The sequence below is a fragment of the Shewanella canadensis genome (assembly GCF_003966225.1).
Lineage (GTDB): Bacteria > Pseudomonadota > Gammaproteobacteria > Enterobacterales > Shewanellaceae > Shewanella > Shewanella canadensis.
Genome location: NZ_RXNU01000001.1, coordinates 275,383 through 290,817, shown reverse-complemented (window position 1 = coordinate 290,817; position 15,435 = coordinate 275,383). Strand labels below are relative to the sequence as shown.

Sequence of the window (15,435 nt, the reverse complement as noted above, 5' to 3'; positions counted from 1 at the left end):
AACAATGACTTTTTTGTCTAAGGATTAATCAAGTATTGATAGCTTAGTGACTAACTAAGAAATGATTCAAACTGCCTGTAGTCATAGCGATAAAGCAAAGTCTATTTAAAAAGACTTTCCCCCGAGTTCGAATAATCGAGCAGATCTTGTCGCAACTCAACTAACGCAGAAAAATACTCAGACTCATCGGCTGTTAACTCTACTTTTTGATAGTAAAGAAAATACTTACCATGTTTAATCTGATACTTCATCACTTCAGTATGTGATGAATTGGAGATAAACAAATGATGCTCCTTATACCCCTCCTCACGGCAAAGCTCTTTTTCGGCATAGGGGCAACTGCGGTTATATTTAAACTTCGCCCTTACAATACTCTCCATTTGCTGCACCGAACAATTGTCACAGTATTCCATTATTGCCTCAGCAGCGATGGCTGGATGAATAAAAAGTCCGATAGCCCCAATAGTTGGCAGTAATAAAGATAAAATCCATTTTTTAGTCATGACATTCCTACGTCCAATGTAAGTTCTTGCTTCAAGCCGAGCCCATACAAGATAACACTAACTCAGTATTAGTAAATACAAAGCTACCTGAGTAAAGGAAAGCCATAGAATCAGGTTTGCTCAGACCCGCCTTATTTGACCCCTTTCATAGAAATGAGCACCACATTCACCTTGACATAAATCAAACATAGAAATAGCATGCCGGTAACATTATATTCTTGATAGACAACCACTTAAATACCGTAAAGCTAAATTAGTTACTTACATATGAAAGTTAGCTCTAGTAAGAACATCCGGGAGTTCACCTCTTCGGACACTAAATAATACCAATAGGGATGTTAGAGATGTTTAAAGGACTAATACGATTCAGTATTCTACTACTTGTAGCAATACAACTTACTGCTTGTGGAGGCGGAGGAGAGGACGAACCTGCCCCCACTGTGAAACTAAGCCGAACCATCACATTTAGCCAGCCTAACAGTGTGACTACAGTCCATGGTGATTCGTCTTTTACTAATACCATTGATAGTCTCAGCGGCTCAGGAATCCTCAGCCACACAAGCTCAAATCCCGCTATTGCAACAGTATCTGACATAGGTTTAATTACGGTACTCAATGCAGGTTCGAGCATTATTTCCGCTCACATTACCGAAGATGCTAAATATAAAGCCGCTTCCGCTTCATACGAACTTATCGTCAATAAGGCGCCAACAAGCCTTAGCTTCGATAACACCGGAACGGTCGCGTTACTTATCGAACAAACGTACACCAACCCTATAACTCCTGAGTCAGGTAACGTTAACTTTAGTAGTAATGATTCAGATATTGCCTCTATTGACAGCGCCGGAGTCGTAACAGCAAAAACTGCAGGACAAACACTGCTCACAGCCACGCTGCCGGAATCTGACAATTATCTTGAAGCAACGAGTAGTTTTATTGTATCGGTAGCGCCACAGTCTATAGCCTTAAACCTACTAATCGGCAGTGATGATACGCTGGTATCAACCGAGGTTGATACTCCCCTACAACTTGCGCGAACCTCGCAAGCGGATTGTGATTTTGCAGATATATCTCATTGCGATAATGGCCTAGTCGATGAACTGACTACAGAGCCACTATTAGACACAATACTGACCACTTCAACTGACGGGTATTTTGCTTTACAGCATGGTGAGAAATCAGGTAAATCCTCATTTGTCTCGACAGATCAACCACCTCATCTATTGTCACCTAAAGCTATCTCATTCCAGGGTTATCTGTGGCTTTTTGGTGGTTATAACAATAAAGAACTTACCAACAATATATGGCGTTCGCTCGATGGCAATATATGGGAACTGGTTACTGAAAATGCTGGTTTTTCTGCAAGAACACCACTCGCTGTATTTGAACTTAATAATCAGCTCTGGTTAATTGGTTCAGTAGCTGACCGTCAAATCAATGATGTTTGGCGCTCCTCTGATGGTGTTAATTGGACACTCATCAACGCAGATTTAGGCTATGCCGACAGAAACGGCTATGTAATCACCAGCTTTAATGACAAGATGTGGATTTATGGCGGGTATGACTTTACCGCCGACGAGTTTGTTGATGAGATCTGGTCTTCTGAAGATGGTTTGACCTGGACTCAGGAAGCAACAACATCAACACCAACCCAACGCACGAAGGCGGCTTTCGCTGAGTTTAATGACAAACTCTGGCAAATAGGTGGTCGCGATAGCAACTACGCTCATCTAAGCGATGTCTGGAGCTCTGCCGATGGCATTGAGTGGATACGGGAGTCTGCGGATGCAGGCTTCATGGGCAGAAACCGCCACCAAGTCAATACAGTCAATAATACGCTTATTCTCACGGGTGGATTCACTCCGACTATGGATCCCAATGGTAGTTACTTTCTCAGTGACACTTGGGTATCGACCGATGGTATACACTGGGATATTACGCCAGATATCACCGGTTACGGCCAAAGGAAATCTTTTGCTACCGCAGTCCATAACGACAAACTACTCGTCCTGAATGGCAGAAGCAAAGAGAACAATATTCTACTTAGTGAAAACTGGCAGACAACTGACGGCAAAGATTGGCAACCCCTCAACGCTCAACTGCCCGCCATGGCAAAAATTCAAGCATTTAGCCATAATCAGCAGATAATGCTGTTATCCGGTGAAAATGAGGATCGAACAATTACCCATGCATTGTGGCGCTCATTTAGCGGTTATCACTGGCAAAGAGCCTCTAAGGCTAGCCTTCCTTTGGCGGCTAGCAGCAAGTTTTTCTCATTTAACAATAAACTCTGGTCCTTCGCTGCATCCGGGGGCCACTCCTCAATTGATGGAAATAGTTGGACACTCGAGACCACAACAGTACCTTACAGCTGGAATGAGTACTCAAGCCCAAATGTGTTTCTGTTCGACGGTAAGTTATGGTCAATCGATATTGATAGAGGGTTTATCCACAACTCGACTGACGGCAAAACCTGGAAAGAAGTAAATAATTCGAACAACTTTCCTAAGCGAGATGATACAAAAATCATCAGCTTTCAGGGAAAGATGTGGGTCTTGGCCGGTCGCCAACATATGACTAAACTCAGTGATATCTGGTCATCGAGCGACGGGGTAACCTGGAGTCTAGAGGCCAATAATACAAGCTTGGGAGCAAGAGGTATAGAGCAAGTGGTCCTGTTTAACGGCAAACTGTGGGCATTTGGTGGTGAAGGTTCAGAACAGCAATTTAACGACCTATGGCACTCAACAGATGGCGTCAGCTGGACCAAAGCGGTCGATGAGCTGCCTTTCTTTGCTAGCAGTAGATACAAGGCATTAGTGCACGACAACAAGCTTGTCATCATGGGTGGCTACAGCAAAGATCCCGTTGACAATAAGTATTACTTTAACTCCAACGAAGTCTGGATTTCGAGTAACGGAATCGATTGGCGCAGAGCGCTACGCCACGAATTAAGCTTCTAAACAGCTAGCCTCGCAAATAAAGCTAGCGCTAATACGTGAAGCGCTAGCTTTTTAAATCAAAAAGCCGAGATAGGAAAAAGTTTACTCTTACCCCATTTATATAGATTATGCCAGCCGCTACTGCTCTACTGCAGCCACTGAATTAGCTCGTTAGCACCTTTCACAGCAAACTGCCTTTTAGTCAGGCTGCCAGCAGGATCAAACAGTAAGAGTTCAGCTGAGCCAGCGCGGTGTTTAGCGATCAGGTGATCTCCCTCAGGCGTACCCACTCTGGCAAGGAGAAAGAACACTTGATCGCCAAGATGCGTACGAGCTTCATTCATCTGCTCTGTCTGGCTGTTACTCAGTGTAAGGTTGGGATCATAGACAAACACCACCGCAGGCTTACCAGTACCGATTTCTTCGTGAGTCGTCTTAAAACCTTTGGGCATCACCATTAACAACAGCCCAAGTAGTATCACTATGGATGTAATGACACCGATAGCCACCCAAGGCATTCGGCGAGCAGTGTTTGAATTATGTTTACCCATGATGATAGATCCCTCTTTTACTGTTGAAGAAATAGATAGCCAAGCCATCGATTTTAATCAACATACCTGAGGCCTAGCTTAAAATATCTGAAAAAAATACCTGAGACCCCATTAGTTAGAAAAATAAGGTCTGAGAATGTGCCATTAACTATGGGGTCTATGATTGATTTATCAAATATAACTGACTAGATCCCAACCATTCTTTTACCGCCAAATTAAACATTACCAGCTTTCTCGGCGTTATTCGTCTTTGGGCATATAGTAAACTTAGCTTATGTGTTTTTACTGCCCAACTAGGAAGAAGGTGAATGAGTTCCCCACTTTTTAGCGATTCCTCTACTTGATAGTAAGGTAGACTGGCGATCCCTAAGCCTTGCTCAGCCAGCGAAAAGATAGAACTATATGTATTTGAACGTAGATTTCCACCTACTTCAATTTGATATTTTTTATCACCATTTACCAGCTCAAGTTGATTCCAGCGTTCGTTCTGTCCATTTAAGATAAAAGCACAATGATGCAGATCTTTAATTGATTTAATCTCATTATGCTGGGCAAAGTCTTTGCTGCAAACCAGTACATTTCTAATAAAGCCTAACTCTCTACCAACCACATCATTCGGTAACTCTTCATATGCCCGAAAAGCGACATCGCAGTCACCAGATGCTATTTCTCTTTTGATAGGGCCAAAATCAAGAATAAGGTTTATTTGCGGGTGTTGGCGCAGAAATGATGGAATAACATGACGGCAAAGTGCTCGCCCAAACTCAAACGGGGCACTGACTTTTAAATCTCCAGAGAACTCTTGAGTAATATCCTTTACCCGTATTTCCGCTTCAGAAGCTAAAAGTTGGATCTGTTTGGCTTTGGTAAATAATTCTTCTCCAACTTCTGTTAGCGCTATACGCCGAGTAGTTCGATGAAACAATTTGGAATTTAACGCTTTTTCAAGATTACATACATGACGAGAAACTAACCCTTTGGATACATCAAGTACGTCCGCCGCCTTTGTGAAACTACCTTCTTCTGCGACGGCTAGAAAAGTCTGTAAATAGCTAAGGTTCATTTATTGACTCCAATATGTAAACAATGCGTTTATTTTATGCGGTTTTTAACAAAAAAATAACGGCATATAATTCAAATATTAAAACAACAGGAACAAAAATGAAAATTTTAATCATAGGTGCATCAGGCACCATCGGAAGTCAAATTGTAAAAGCATTAGCAACTGCGCATGAGGTAATTAAAGCAAACCACAGCAGTGGTGACGTGCAAATTGATATCACCAATACAGCATCAATTCATTCAGTATTTGAATCTATTGGTAAGGTCGATGCCATTGTATGTGCTGCGGGCAATATCGCGTTTAATGCATTTTCTGAACTATCTCGTGAAGAGTGGGACCTTGGTATTAATAGTCGTTTGATGGGACAAGTTAACTTAACGCAAATTGGCAGCAAGTATCTACATGATGGCGGAAGCATAACATTAACAAGTGGCATTATCGCTGACTATCCGATTGCATATGGTGCTAGTGCAGCCACATTAAATGGTGCAATAGAGCATTTTGCCAAAGCCGTTTCGGTAGAGCTGCCTAACAACATACGTATCAATGTTGTTAGTCCTACAGTCGTTACTGAATCATTAGACACCTATGGCGATTACTTTCCAGGATTCAATTCAATTAATGCCGAAGACTTAGCGAAATATTATGTTCGCTCAGTATTAGGAGTCGAAACAGGGCAAACATTTAAGGCGTTTGCAGGTAACTAATTCAAACAGGTTAATTAGACATAAACATCTAAATTGTAAGGACATTACGATGAATAAAATTATTACACCAATTATATTTGCAACCATGCTTTTATTGTTAGGTACCCCTTTGATATCTCATGCATCCAGTGCAGTTACTGTCGATATTTTTGAAGGTGAAACAGCAACAGTAAATTCATATATCTTTTCAAACGGTAAATCGTTAGTTGTTATGGATGTTCAGCGCTCGACAGCCGAAGCGAAAAAGCTTGCCAAGGCGATTAAGGATAAAGGGCTTCCTTTAAGCCACATCCTAATCTCTCATGGGCACCCAGATCACTATACAGGCATGAGCTGGCTGTCAAAAGCGTTTCCAAAAGCAACAATAGTGGTTGCAAATGAAGAGATTAAAAAAGATATTCTTGGCTTTTCTACTTGGATGGAAAGTGTCGGTTGGTTAGATGCCGAACCCTTACTAAAACCAAAGTCTGAAAAAAACCCTGATGGTTTCGATTACCTGAAAAATATCCATGTTCTTCCTACAAATAAGCTAACGATGAATGGCGGCGGTGAGCTAAAGCTTAATACTCACTATTCTCCAGCAGAATCTGAGCATTTAACAACAGTTTTTGTTGATGATTTAAATGGACTTTTTTCATCTGATCTAACTTATAACAAGGTACATTTATGGATGGGCCAAGGCGTAACCAAACAGCACGTGGCTAATTGGAGAGCGCAGTTGAAGGAATCTAAGTCTGAATATAGCAAGCGCAACCCAAGAGTATACCCTGGACATGGTAAGCCTGCTGATATCACCTTGTTTGACACCTTGGTAGAGTATATTGATGACTTTAACCACATTACATCAACGGCTAAGTCTAAAGAACAAGCCATGAAGAAAATGGAAGCGTTATACCCAGAGTATAAAGAAGCCGGCTTCTTACTGAAATATAGTGTTGATAATCATATGAAGTAATTACCAACAAAATAGTCTTTGAATACTACTTGGACCTTGAGCTCTTGAGCTAGAGCCAAGTAGTTATTCAATAAAATCTACAACCAATATAAGGGTAATTCGAATGATTAATATTGAACGTTATGAAGGCACCGAAGCCAATGTAAACAGTTATATTCTGTCCGATGATGAAAATGCTATTGTTGTTGATGCGCTTCGAAACAGTGCAGAAGCTGAAAGTCTTGCTGATCATATTGAGAAAAAAGGTAAAAAGCTAAACTGCATTTTTATTACACATGGACATGCTGATCACTATATGGGCCTGGGGGTTTTACATCGCCGTTTTCCTAATGTACCAGTTAAGGTCGCAACGTCAGCTATTAAAGATGACCTTATTGGATTTTCACAGTGGATGGAATCTGTCGGCTGGCTGGAAGATGAGCCGCAGATGAAAGTGAAAACAACCGAAAACCCTGCGGGATTTGACTACGCCAATTTAGTGAGTGTTATTGATGAGCCATTTTTAAAACTTCCTTTAGAGGCTAACCGCATTCATGTTCATGCCGACTACCCTGGGAATGAATGTGGGCATATGACAACATTGACAATACCTGAGCAAAAAGCATTTCTTGCTTCCGATTTATTATACGACAAGGTGCACGCCTGGTGCGGACCAGGTACTGACAGGCAGGAAATAGCTCAGTGGATTGAGATTTTAAACGAAATATTAACAATGAAAGATGTTGATAAGTGGACCTTTTATGCTGGACACGGTCAGAGCGGAGACCAAACTTTGGTAACAAATATGAAAGGCTACCTGCAGCAGTTCCTTAAGATAACTGAATCTGAAAAAACTCAGCAAGGTGCGATGGATAGATTAACAGCCGCTTTTCCTGGTTTTGCTCAAGATGATTTCTTGCTTGTGCACAGTGTTAATTACCACGTAAAGGAAAGCGCTTAATAACAATTCGCCTAAATTGGGTTTATAGGCAGCAACGATTAATCACATTGTTGTAGTTTTCGCAGTGCCAATGGGGAATAGAAGCTCTATCTCCCCAGAACGTTGCAATGTTTCCTATAAGGCGCTTAGTTAACAAATAAAAATGCTTAAAGGTATATCTATGTCGCAACATCAACATACAGCTCAAGACATTACTGAGCAATTACTAACAGCGTTGCAGCCCTATGCACAGAAGCTAATGAGTAATCCCCCACAAGGTGAACTTCAAAGAAGGCAGCTATTAAGAGCGGCTTTAAATACCCTTCCTCCTTTTACCTTGAGTGAGCAAGAAACTGCGCTGCTAGATGACTTATTGCAGCAAGAGCTAGCAGTAAAATCTGTGACCACTACTGATACGCTGCCTACCCTAGTACGCTTTGGGAAAGCTAACGTAAAACTTTGGCAGGGTGACATAACACTACTTGCGGCTGATGCGATTGTTAACGCAGCGAATAAAGAGCTGCAAGGATGTTTTCAACCGCTTCACAGGTGTATTGATAACGCCATCCACTCTGCTTCAGGTGTCAGACTGCGAGATGATTGCGCCACAATTATCAAAGCTCAACGACAATTCGAAGAAACCGGTAAAGCTAAAATAACTAGCGGGTACAATTTACCTTGCCAATATGTACTTCATACAGTTGGTCCTATAGTGCAGGGGAGTGTAACTGATCAACATCAAAAGTTACTGCAGTTATGTTATGAAAATTGTTTAGCATTAGCCAGTCAAACTTCAGGTATTAAAAGCATTGCATTTTGTTGTATTTCTACGGGGGTTTTTGGTTATCCACAGGAGTCTGCAGCTCAGGCTGCTGTTAGAGCAGTTCAGCAGTGGCTGCTAAACAATCCAAACTCCAACATTGATACCGTCATTTTTAATACTTTTATGCCCGAAGATACTCGTTTGTATCAGCAGCTTTTACAATAAGAGAATACCAATGGACGATAAAATCATTTCCCATAGCCGAGCGTTATTACAAGAGTGTGACGCTGTTTTAATAGGTGCTGGCTCCGGCCTGTCGACTGCGGCTGGTCTTGAGTATGGCGGAGAACGATTTCAGCGGCATTTCCCCGACTATATTGCTAAATATGGTATGACTGATATGTACTCGGCTGGTTTTTACCCGTTTGCTTCTTTGCAAGACAAATGGGGATTCAGGTCAAGACAAGTCAAACTTAATCGTTACGATGCTAAAGTGGGTGATGTTTATTTGAAACTACTCGATTTGGTTCGTCACAAGCCATACTTTATTATTACGACCAATGTCGATGCTCAATTTGAACGCGCAGGTTTTGATAAGAGAAATATTTTTGCGGTGCAGGGAGATTACGGTAAATTTCAATGTACAGTGCCGTGTCACAACAAGCTGTATGATAATGAATCTCAGATTTCTGCAATGGCTGCTCAACAAGCTGATTGTCAAATACCCAGCGAATTGGTGCCGTATTGCCCAAATTGCGGCGAACCAATGATGCTGCATGTTCGAATTGATAATACCTTTGTGGAAAATTCAAACTGGCATGCTGCCAAACAAGGATACAGCGAATTTTTGGGTCAGTTTCATAACCAAAAATTACTCCTGTTGGAGCTTGGCGTGGGTTTTAACACGCCAACAATTATTCGCTTTCCATTTGAACAATTTAGCCGCCAATTTCCTCACACTCATTTAATTAGGTTAAATAAAGATGATGCTAGGTCACAAGATAAACTCAAAGCGCACAATTTGTTAGTGGAAGATGATATTTGTCAGTGGCTAAATAAACTGGCCGAGATCTAACTTTTGTCTATGTTACTTTTAATTGGCATTATTATTATCACTAGCTTGTTTTGGTTGTTTAATCAAACAAGTATGAAATGGTTAAAGTACGGTAAGTTTTCTCGACGGTCCAATTTTGTCATTAATCAACACAACTATTATATGGAAGAAGTTCAGTTAAAAAGCTACAGAGAGGCCTTTAGTGTATACGAGAAAACCATTGATGAGATTTATCGTTACGGCAAAATGATTGATATGAATTATGACTTATATGATTGGACTGTTACTTACATTCAATTTAAGGATATAACAATTGGTATCAAGCTATATCGCCCGCTACACACTATTCAACTAGTTCAAAGTGAAAAGCACATGCAAATACGAACCATGGAAGCTGATAATCCATTTTCATAATGAAAAAATGGGATCACCGCTGTGAAGCAGGAAAACAACACTGTAGCCAGATGCGTTCATGCGCCGAAGCCAAGTACTACCAAAGAAACTGCCCCTGCACCAAAATGCACGGCGATGGCGACGGCATCCCCTGCGAAAGGCAACACTGTGGGTATTAACGACAAAAAGGGTCAGGGGAAAAGTTTACTCTGACCGACTTATTGCTTGATTAGCTTAAAACAGATCTTCCAGCCACTTCTTGGTCAGGCCAATGCTGACCATCAGCTTAAGCTTGATAAGTGCCATGGTATCACCGGACTCCAGCTCCGCTTCGCCGCAACGTGGATCTGAGCGCTGCAATGCGCCAGTCATTTTATGGTCGATTGGGATCGGTTCACAGCCGTGTCCCGACTCACAAATAAAGTCCCACTTCTCTTTAGCGGGCACATGACAAGCGAAGCAGTTGCCATCGAAACGATTCACTACATCAACGAAACCACGTTTCTCAATTTTAGAACCCCTTTCATCAACTTCTAGCTCAAAAAACTCCCAGTCACTGGTTGCCGGAAAAGTGCCAGGCTCGCGCTTGACCATAACTTCGGTTGGTACCAGTTGCACCACAGAACCAGTCGGATAAATCGCTCCCTCAGGCGAGTTAGCGGCGGCCAGAGTCCCTTCAAGGTCTCCTACCAGATTATCTACATAAAAGTGGCGCACTGGCGTCATGTCGCGTATACAGCTAAAACTCGCTTCATCGATATTTACAACGGCGGGCTCAGATTCAGGTGTTGCAGCGGCATAACTCGCTGCACTGCTAATCAGCGTAATGAACAAAATCATCGCACCTTGGCCAATCATTAATGCTGCTTTCATGGTATTCCTTATTACTAAAGATGATTGAATAAACCTGATTTAACATCTGTTTTGCTACAGGCATCCACTGAGCTGCCTGCTGCCTTATACTGTTGTCATATCAAATTTAAATTTTAAGCAATTCAATTGCGCGCAATCTTATTGCATTTATTTACTCATGACAAGTCTATGCCGGATAAACTTGTTCAAATAAACGCATTTGTGCAAGCCAAACCACTAAGTCAATTATAGTCTCAGCGTCATAAGCTCATCAGGGTGATAACGACAAAAAAGGGTCAGGGTAAAATTTTACTATGGCCCAAATCTCCCTAATCAGTCAGGTCCAACAATCACCCCTAGCGGCTCAAGTAGCTGCTCCTGCTGCCACATGCATATTTTAACATTGCTAAGATCTACCTTTCTTGGATCCAGCCCAGAAAGTTCAGCATGAGAAAGATCACACTCTCGCACATCAAACTGGCCCCAAGCATCACTGGAAAAGTCTCCTCGACTCAAATCAGAACCCTTAAGCGAAGCCCTAAATAAATTTGCACCAGTCCATTTATTTTCAAATAGATCGCATTTCTCAATGCATTGACGCTCAAGATTAGCGTAAGACAAATTGCACCCCGTTATATACACGGAACAGAAATACACTTGATTACTGATCTGATTGGCAAAGCGGGCCTTAAGAAAGTTAACACCTTTCAAGTCACAGTTTCTAAACTCGGCACCAAAGCAATTAGCTCCCTTAAAATTAACCATAGATAACTGACAACCTTTGAAGCTCGAATCTTGCAAGTTAGCATATTCAAAGTCACAACCACTCACTGAACCTTGCTCTATAAATGAGCAGTTGATAAAGCGGCTGTCGCTGAGATCAGTGTGATAAAAATTACAGTTATAAAATTTGCACAGCTCAAAATGTGAATCACTCAAATCCTGATGGCTAAAATCAACCCCATCGAATACCTCATTTTTTCTATTCATTAACGCCTCTGACTAAATAACATTAGGTCTGAAAACCGGAGGCTAACATTCTCAACCATAGAAACCAATAAAAACAAACCCCTAAAAAACAATAGCTTACGCGCAACACCATAAGCGTTTTTAAGGCGTCAAAATAGCTCTTAGACCTTAGTAAAATTTGATATTAAGATGCGGAGACCAAGAAAAAACTTTCACTCAACCCAGGGGCTTACAGGAAGTCGGACAGATAGATTTGAATAGAGGAGGTAATGCCACTCGAGGAAAAGAACAAAATAGAAAAGGAAAAAATGAGAAAGAAAAGTAGGGCTGAGCCTGAGGGAGCCCTACAAATTAATAGCACGCTTGATAACCTCTGATCCCTTTATCCATTTATGTACGCGGCATGTTTTACCCTATTTGACCTGTAAAAGCCGTGGCCAAAATTAGTTGACCACTACATGAGCCTATTTCAGGGGGGGGGGGTTACAGAGGCTTACAACACACACTATATCTTAAGCTGGCTCTACGATGGAGTTCATATACTTCACAACCTAACATAGGTTCAGTTCTATTGATAACTGCGCCAAAACGGTCCAGGTAGTCTTTATTGATTTGTTTTGCACTTATAAGCGGTACTTCAATACTGACATCTACACGACCTTTACGTACCAACGCAGGGTCAAGACTCTCAAGATGGTTTGTGGTCATTATGACAAGGCAGTCATCAAGAGGAATGACTCCGTCTAGCGCGTTTAGAACGCCACCTAAGGTTAGCGGTGGATTATCTGCATTACTTTCAGCAGCACGTGATACCGTAGCTTTTACACAGTCACAGTCCTCTATTAACAACATAGCTCCAGGCGGTACCTTTCTAATAGCCTTATGAACGGTGGCATCATTTACAGTAGAAAGATTCAGTATGTATAGATCGCGACAATACTCAACAGCTAAGGCTCTAGCTATACCAGTCTTACCGGTACCCGTTCGTCCATGTAACAGTAGGGTTAGCTTACTTACAACCGATTTCCCTCTACTTGCGAAGTTATCGACTTCACGAAGGAACTCCTGCTTAAACCCTTCATCTAGCACTAATTCACTAAAACCTGATGACTTCAATGTGCCATAGCGACACCATTCTGTTTCCTCGAAAATATTAACTCTTGGATCAGTAGATATGTCTCCACGAGTGTCTTCTAAAAAACTATGTAGTTTATCTTTTGCCCACCATGGTGCACTTATAGTAATAGTGTCGTACGGCATAGTGCTATCGACCTTGGATCGAGTAGCCAACATGAAGCAACCATCGTATTTAAACACGTGCATACCGTAACCGATAGACTTAACACTTATACGACCGTCGTAACTCGCACGATAGTCATAGTAAACAGCCTCAGAGATAGAGCGAGAAAATAGCGGAATTGTAGTATTACTTATCAGAAATGACAGTTTATTGAATACCTCTGTGCGCGCCTGATGGCTATCGTCTATAGTCAGCCGCATAAACAGCAGGCTACTGACCCAGCTTAACATCTTCGCAGGGATATCTTTTAGCATGTAGCCCACGAGTCCACTTAACGTTAATGTCAATACTCCAACAATTACAGCCGTCAACAAAGGATCACCATTGGTGAGTGCCTTTATTTGTAGTAATAACTCGTTCACTTACTTACCTCTACTATAAATGCCTGATGGACATCGCCGAGAATACTACCAACAGAGTCGAGGATACTACCAAGGTACCCTCAGTATGTGCGCTATAGCACGTGGTTAAAGCTACTTGATAAAGGGGTCATAGTAATCACTCCAAACACCGCTTCAGATCACATCTAGTTCCCGCTGGAAGAGGCTTCGCGGCTAAAAGTGGGGGCAGAGTCTGACCCTCAGCCCCATTAACTCACAGTAAAAGTAAGGGTATATCTTCCCCCCCAAAGCAGTTATTATGGCACTGATTATTATCAAGTTTGAATGGATGCGATTGATAAATGATTCTCAAAACTAAGTCACTTCAAAGCAGTAAAACACCTCAATCTATTGCAGGTCAAAAGCAAGAGCAAAGTGTTGCCTTCTTTCTGCGCCGGGCATTCAAAACTCATAAGCAAGTACTGGTCATCAACGACTTCAAGTTTACCTTTAATGACGAAACGGCGCAGATCGATCACCTGATTATCTATCCCTACGGCTTTGTATTAATTGAATCTAAAAGCATCAAGGGTCATGTAAAGGTTAACAAGCAAGAAGAGTGGACCCGCAGCCATAACAATAAGTGGCAAGGTATGGCATCTCCCATCAAGCAGGTAGAACTGCAGCAAGCTTTATTAAGAGAGCTATTAAAAGAACATAAAAGCGAGATGTTAGGTAAGTTACTGGGGGTAAAGCAGCAAGGCTTCAACATGCGCTGCTGGGATCATCTCTGCGCCATATCCAGCGATGCAGTTATCGACAGAAAAACCATCCCCGCAGCAATCTCAGACAAGCTCGTAAAGTCGGAGTTTCTGGTCGATAAACTCAATAAAGTCATGAACATCAAAAACAGGTTCATGAGAGTCGTCAACTTTAGCGACACCCGTCCATTTTTCTCTGAAGAAGAGTTAGATTCTATAGGCTCATTCCTGCTTAAACAGAACATAGAAAGCCAACAGATAGAACCTACAGCTGCCAACAGTACAACCTATACAACCACGCCAGCGCCAAGCGACCCACAACAGATACAGGTACCCACTGCCGTGTATCAGACAGAAGCAAAAAAAACATCAACGACTCAGAGTTACTTATGCTGCAAACATTGTGGAGAATCAACAAACTACGCCCCAATGTATGGCAAGTTCGGGTACTACATTAAATGCAATCAATGCACTAAGAACACACCCATGAAACAAGCCTGTCCCCAGTGCCAAAGCAAAAACACCAAAGTACAGAAGCGAAAAGAGACTTACACATTGAACTGCCAAGATTGTAGCAGTGGAACCCTGCTGATTTAGCCATACAGCTACAACTAGGAAAATTTAAGAAATATTAAGTAATGATACTAATTAGCTAACTAGGTGGTGGGATTATGAAAAGGGCAACAAAGGGAAACATAAAAAACATTATTATCGATGCGATTGAATCTGCAGCAACTGAATATTATGAAATGTCAGGAGAAAGGCTTGGAAAAGCCCCTGAGTACTATTTAAATGTAAAGATTGTCGATTTCATTACATCTAAAATCCCAACTCTTGGATATAAATTAGAAATGCAAGTAAAGGAACTTTTGGAGCATTTTGGGGTAAATAGTTCTGATAATCCTGACGATTTAAGAGATACCGGAAATTTTGATATTACTCTTTTATCTAAAAAAACTAAAACACCTCGTCATGTTATTGAAGTAAAGCGAGGCATAAAGTTAGAGTCTTTGATGAAAGATGCTCGTAGAATATCGGCCCTTGCACAAGAAAAGCATGGAAGTAAGCGGCTTTCAACAGGTTTCATTGTTTTCATAAACAGGGTTAGTTACTGTTCAAGATCAGCTAGACATCAGGATCGACTAGACGAGAGACTGACATGCATCCGAAATCAGATTGGTAATCACTTTTCTGTTACAGGTTTATATCATACTCTCGAGAAAGGGGTTTATGGATACTCTGATGACAAAGGCTTATCAGTCAATATATTCGAAATCTCGCTCATCTAAATACATAAGCATCGACTAATAATAAATTGGGTCAGAATATAATATTACTCTGACCTCCATGCCCTATAAAACAACACCCCCAACTAACTGACCT

General features: G+C 41.5%; 15 protein-coding genes and 1 pseudogene. 10 read left to right on the top strand and 6 right to left on the bottom strand.

Translation table 11 applies throughout. The features are described 5' to 3' along the window. Window positions 1-101 precede the first annotated feature (101 nt). Window positions 102-503 (bottom strand): hypothetical protein, encoded by a 402-nt coding sequence (locus tag EKG38_RS01225; protein ID WP_126517927.1) that lies wholly within the window; start codon window positions 501-503, stop codon window positions 102-104. A gap of 344 nt (window positions 504-847) precedes the next feature. On the opposite strand from EKG38_RS01225, the gene EKG38_RS01220 reads away from it, so the two are divergent. Then, a complete protein-coding gene (locus EKG38_RS01220) occupies window positions 848-3,466 on the top strand; it encodes a DUF6242 domain-containing protein (RefSeq protein WP_126517925.1) in 2,619 nt (872 codons plus the stop codon). Between the two features lie 125 nt (window positions 3,467-3,591). Here the strand turns inward: EKG38_RS01220 and EKG38_RS01215 are convergent, their stop codons facing one another. Together EKG38_RS01215 and EKG38_RS01210 are read right to left on the bottom strand one after the other, a co-directional pair. Further along, the gene (locus EKG38_RS01215; RefSeq protein ID WP_126517923.1) at window positions 3,592-3,996 is read right to left on the bottom strand and encodes a hypothetical protein; all 405 of its coding nucleotides are present in this window, start codon (window positions 3,994-3,996) and stop codon (window positions 3,592-3,594) included. Window positions 3,997-4,153: 157 nt separating this feature from the next. Continuing rightward, window positions 4,154-5,059 carry a LysR family transcriptional regulator gene (locus tag EKG38_RS01210; RefSeq protein WP_126517921.1) on the bottom strand — a complete coding sequence of 302 codons (906 nt, stop codon included), beginning with the start codon at window positions 5,057-5,059 and terminating at the stop codon, window positions 4,154-4,156. Window positions 5,060-5,157: 98 nt separating this feature from the next. Between EKG38_RS01210 and EKG38_RS01205 the strand changes: the two genes are divergently transcribed. From EKG38_RS01205 to EKG38_RS01175, 7 genes and pseudogenes are all read left to right on the top strand, one after another. Next, window positions 5,158-5,766, top strand: a complete 609-nt coding sequence (locus EKG38_RS01205; RefSeq protein WP_126517919.1) for a short chain dehydrogenase — start codon at window positions 5,158-5,160, stop codon at window positions 5,764-5,766. A gap of 49 nt (window positions 5,767-5,815) precedes the next feature. Continuing rightward, window positions 5,816-6,721 carry an MBL fold metallo-hydrolase gene (locus EKG38_RS01200; protein WP_126517917.1) on the top strand — a complete coding sequence of 302 codons (906 nt, stop codon included), beginning with the start codon at window positions 5,816-5,818 and terminating at the stop codon, window positions 6,719-6,721. Between the two features lie 103 nt (window positions 6,722-6,824). Then, window positions 6,825-7,661, top strand: coding sequence for an MBL fold metallo-hydrolase (locus EKG38_RS01195; RefSeq protein WP_126517916.1), 837 nt, complete (start codon window positions 6,825-6,827; stop codon window positions 7,659-7,661). 160 nt (window positions 7,662-7,821) lie between these two features. Beyond that, complete coding sequence (locus EKG38_RS01190; protein WP_126517914.1) at window positions 7,822-8,628, top strand: protein-ADP-ribose hydrolase; 807 nt, start codon at window positions 7,822-7,824, stop codon at window positions 8,626-8,628. A 10-nt stretch (window positions 8,629-8,638) separates the two neighbouring features. Then, window positions 8,639-9,478, top strand: coding sequence for an SIR2 family NAD-dependent protein deacylase (locus EKG38_RS01185; RefSeq protein ID WP_126517912.1), 840 nt, complete (start codon window positions 8,639-8,641; stop codon window positions 9,476-9,478). Window positions 9,479-9,481: 3 nt separating this feature from the next. Next, window positions 9,482-9,871 (top strand): hypothetical protein, encoded by a 390-nt coding sequence (locus EKG38_RS01180; protein WP_126517910.1) that lies wholly within the window; start codon window positions 9,482-9,484, stop codon window positions 9,869-9,871. A 17-nt stretch (window positions 9,872-9,888) separates the two neighbouring features. Next, window positions 9,889-10,029 (top strand): annotated as a pseudogene (locus EKG38_RS01175) (excalibur calcium-binding domain-containing protein); the annotation flags it as partial. Between the two features lie 55 nt (window positions 10,030-10,084). Here EKG38_RS01175 and EKG38_RS01170 read toward each other — a convergent pair. The 3 genes from EKG38_RS01170 to EKG38_RS01160 form a co-directional block, all read right to left on the bottom strand. After that, window positions 10,085-10,723: a hypothetical protein gene (locus EKG38_RS01170; RefSeq protein WP_126517908.1), complete on the bottom strand. Its 639-nt coding sequence runs from the start codon at window positions 10,721-10,723 to the stop codon at window positions 10,085-10,087. A gap of 312 nt (window positions 10,724-11,035) precedes the next feature. Then, complete coding sequence (locus EKG38_RS01165) at window positions 11,036-11,692, bottom strand: Qnr family pentapeptide repeat protein (RefSeq protein ID WP_126517906.1); 657 nt, start codon at window positions 11,690-11,692, stop codon at window positions 11,036-11,038. Between the two features lie 462 nt (window positions 11,693-12,154). Then, complete coding sequence (locus tag EKG38_RS01160; RefSeq protein ID WP_126517904.1) at window positions 12,155-13,333, bottom strand: AAA family ATPase; 1,179 nt, start codon at window positions 13,331-13,333, stop codon at window positions 12,155-12,157. Window positions 13,334-13,653: 320 nt separating this feature from the next. On the opposite strand from EKG38_RS01160, the gene EKG38_RS01155 reads away from it, so the two are divergent. Continuing rightward, entirely contained in the window at window positions 13,654-14,649 is a 996-nt protein-coding gene (locus EKG38_RS01155; RefSeq protein WP_126517902.1) for a nuclease-related domain-containing protein, read from the top strand. Between the two features lie 74 nt (window positions 14,650-14,723). Then, window positions 14,724-15,341 (top strand): hypothetical protein, encoded by a 618-nt coding sequence (locus tag EKG38_RS01150; RefSeq protein WP_126517900.1) that lies wholly within the window; start codon window positions 14,724-14,726, stop codon window positions 15,339-15,341. The last annotated feature ends 94 nt before the right edge of the window (window positions 15,342-15,435 follow it).

Bases quoted from the DNA above. Each gene is read 5' to 3' on its own strand.
- EKG38_RS01225 (WP_126517927.1), bottom strand. From the start codon at position 503: ATGACTAAAAAATGGATTTTATCTTTATTACTGCCAACTATTGGGGCT.
- EKG38_RS01220 (WP_126517925.1), top strand. From the start codon at position 848: ATGTTTAAAGGACTAATACGATTCAGTATTCTACTACTTGTAGCAATA.
- EKG38_RS01215 (WP_126517923.1), bottom strand. From the start codon at position 3,996: ATGGGTAAACATAATTCAAACACTGCTCGCCGAATGCCTTGGGTGGCT.
- EKG38_RS01210 (WP_126517921.1), bottom strand. From the start codon at position 5,059: ATGAACCTTAGCTATTTACAGACTTTTCTAGCCGTCGCAGAAGAAGGT.
- EKG38_RS01205 (WP_126517919.1), top strand. From the start codon at position 5,158: ATGAAAATTTTAATCATAGGTGCATCAGGCACCATCGGAAGTCAAATT.
- EKG38_RS01200 (WP_126517917.1), top strand. From the start codon at position 5,816: ATGAATAAAATTATTACACCAATTATATTTGCAACCATGCTTTTATTG.
- EKG38_RS01195 (WP_126517916.1), top strand. From the start codon at position 6,825: ATGATTAATATTGAACGTTATGAAGGCACCGAAGCCAATGTAAACAGT.
- EKG38_RS01190 (WP_126517914.1), top strand. From the start codon at position 7,822: ATGTCGCAACATCAACATACAGCTCAAGACATTACTGAGCAATTACTA.
- EKG38_RS01185 (WP_126517912.1), top strand. From the start codon at position 8,639: ATGGACGATAAAATCATTTCCCATAGCCGAGCGTTATTACAAGAGTGT.
- EKG38_RS01170 (WP_126517908.1), bottom strand. From the start codon at position 10,723: ATGAAAGCAGCATTAATGATTGGCCAAGGTGCGATGATTTTGTTCATT.
- EKG38_RS01165 (WP_126517906.1), bottom strand. From the start codon at position 11,692: ATGAATAGAAAAAATGAGGTATTCGATGGGGTTGATTTTAGCCATCAG.
- EKG38_RS01155 (WP_126517902.1), top strand. From the start codon at position 13,654: ATGATTCTCAAAACTAAGTCACTTCAAAGCAGTAAAACACCTCAATCT.
- EKG38_RS01150 (WP_126517900.1), top strand. From the start codon at position 14,724: ATGAAAAGGGCAACAAAGGGAAACATAAAAAACATTATTATCGATGCG.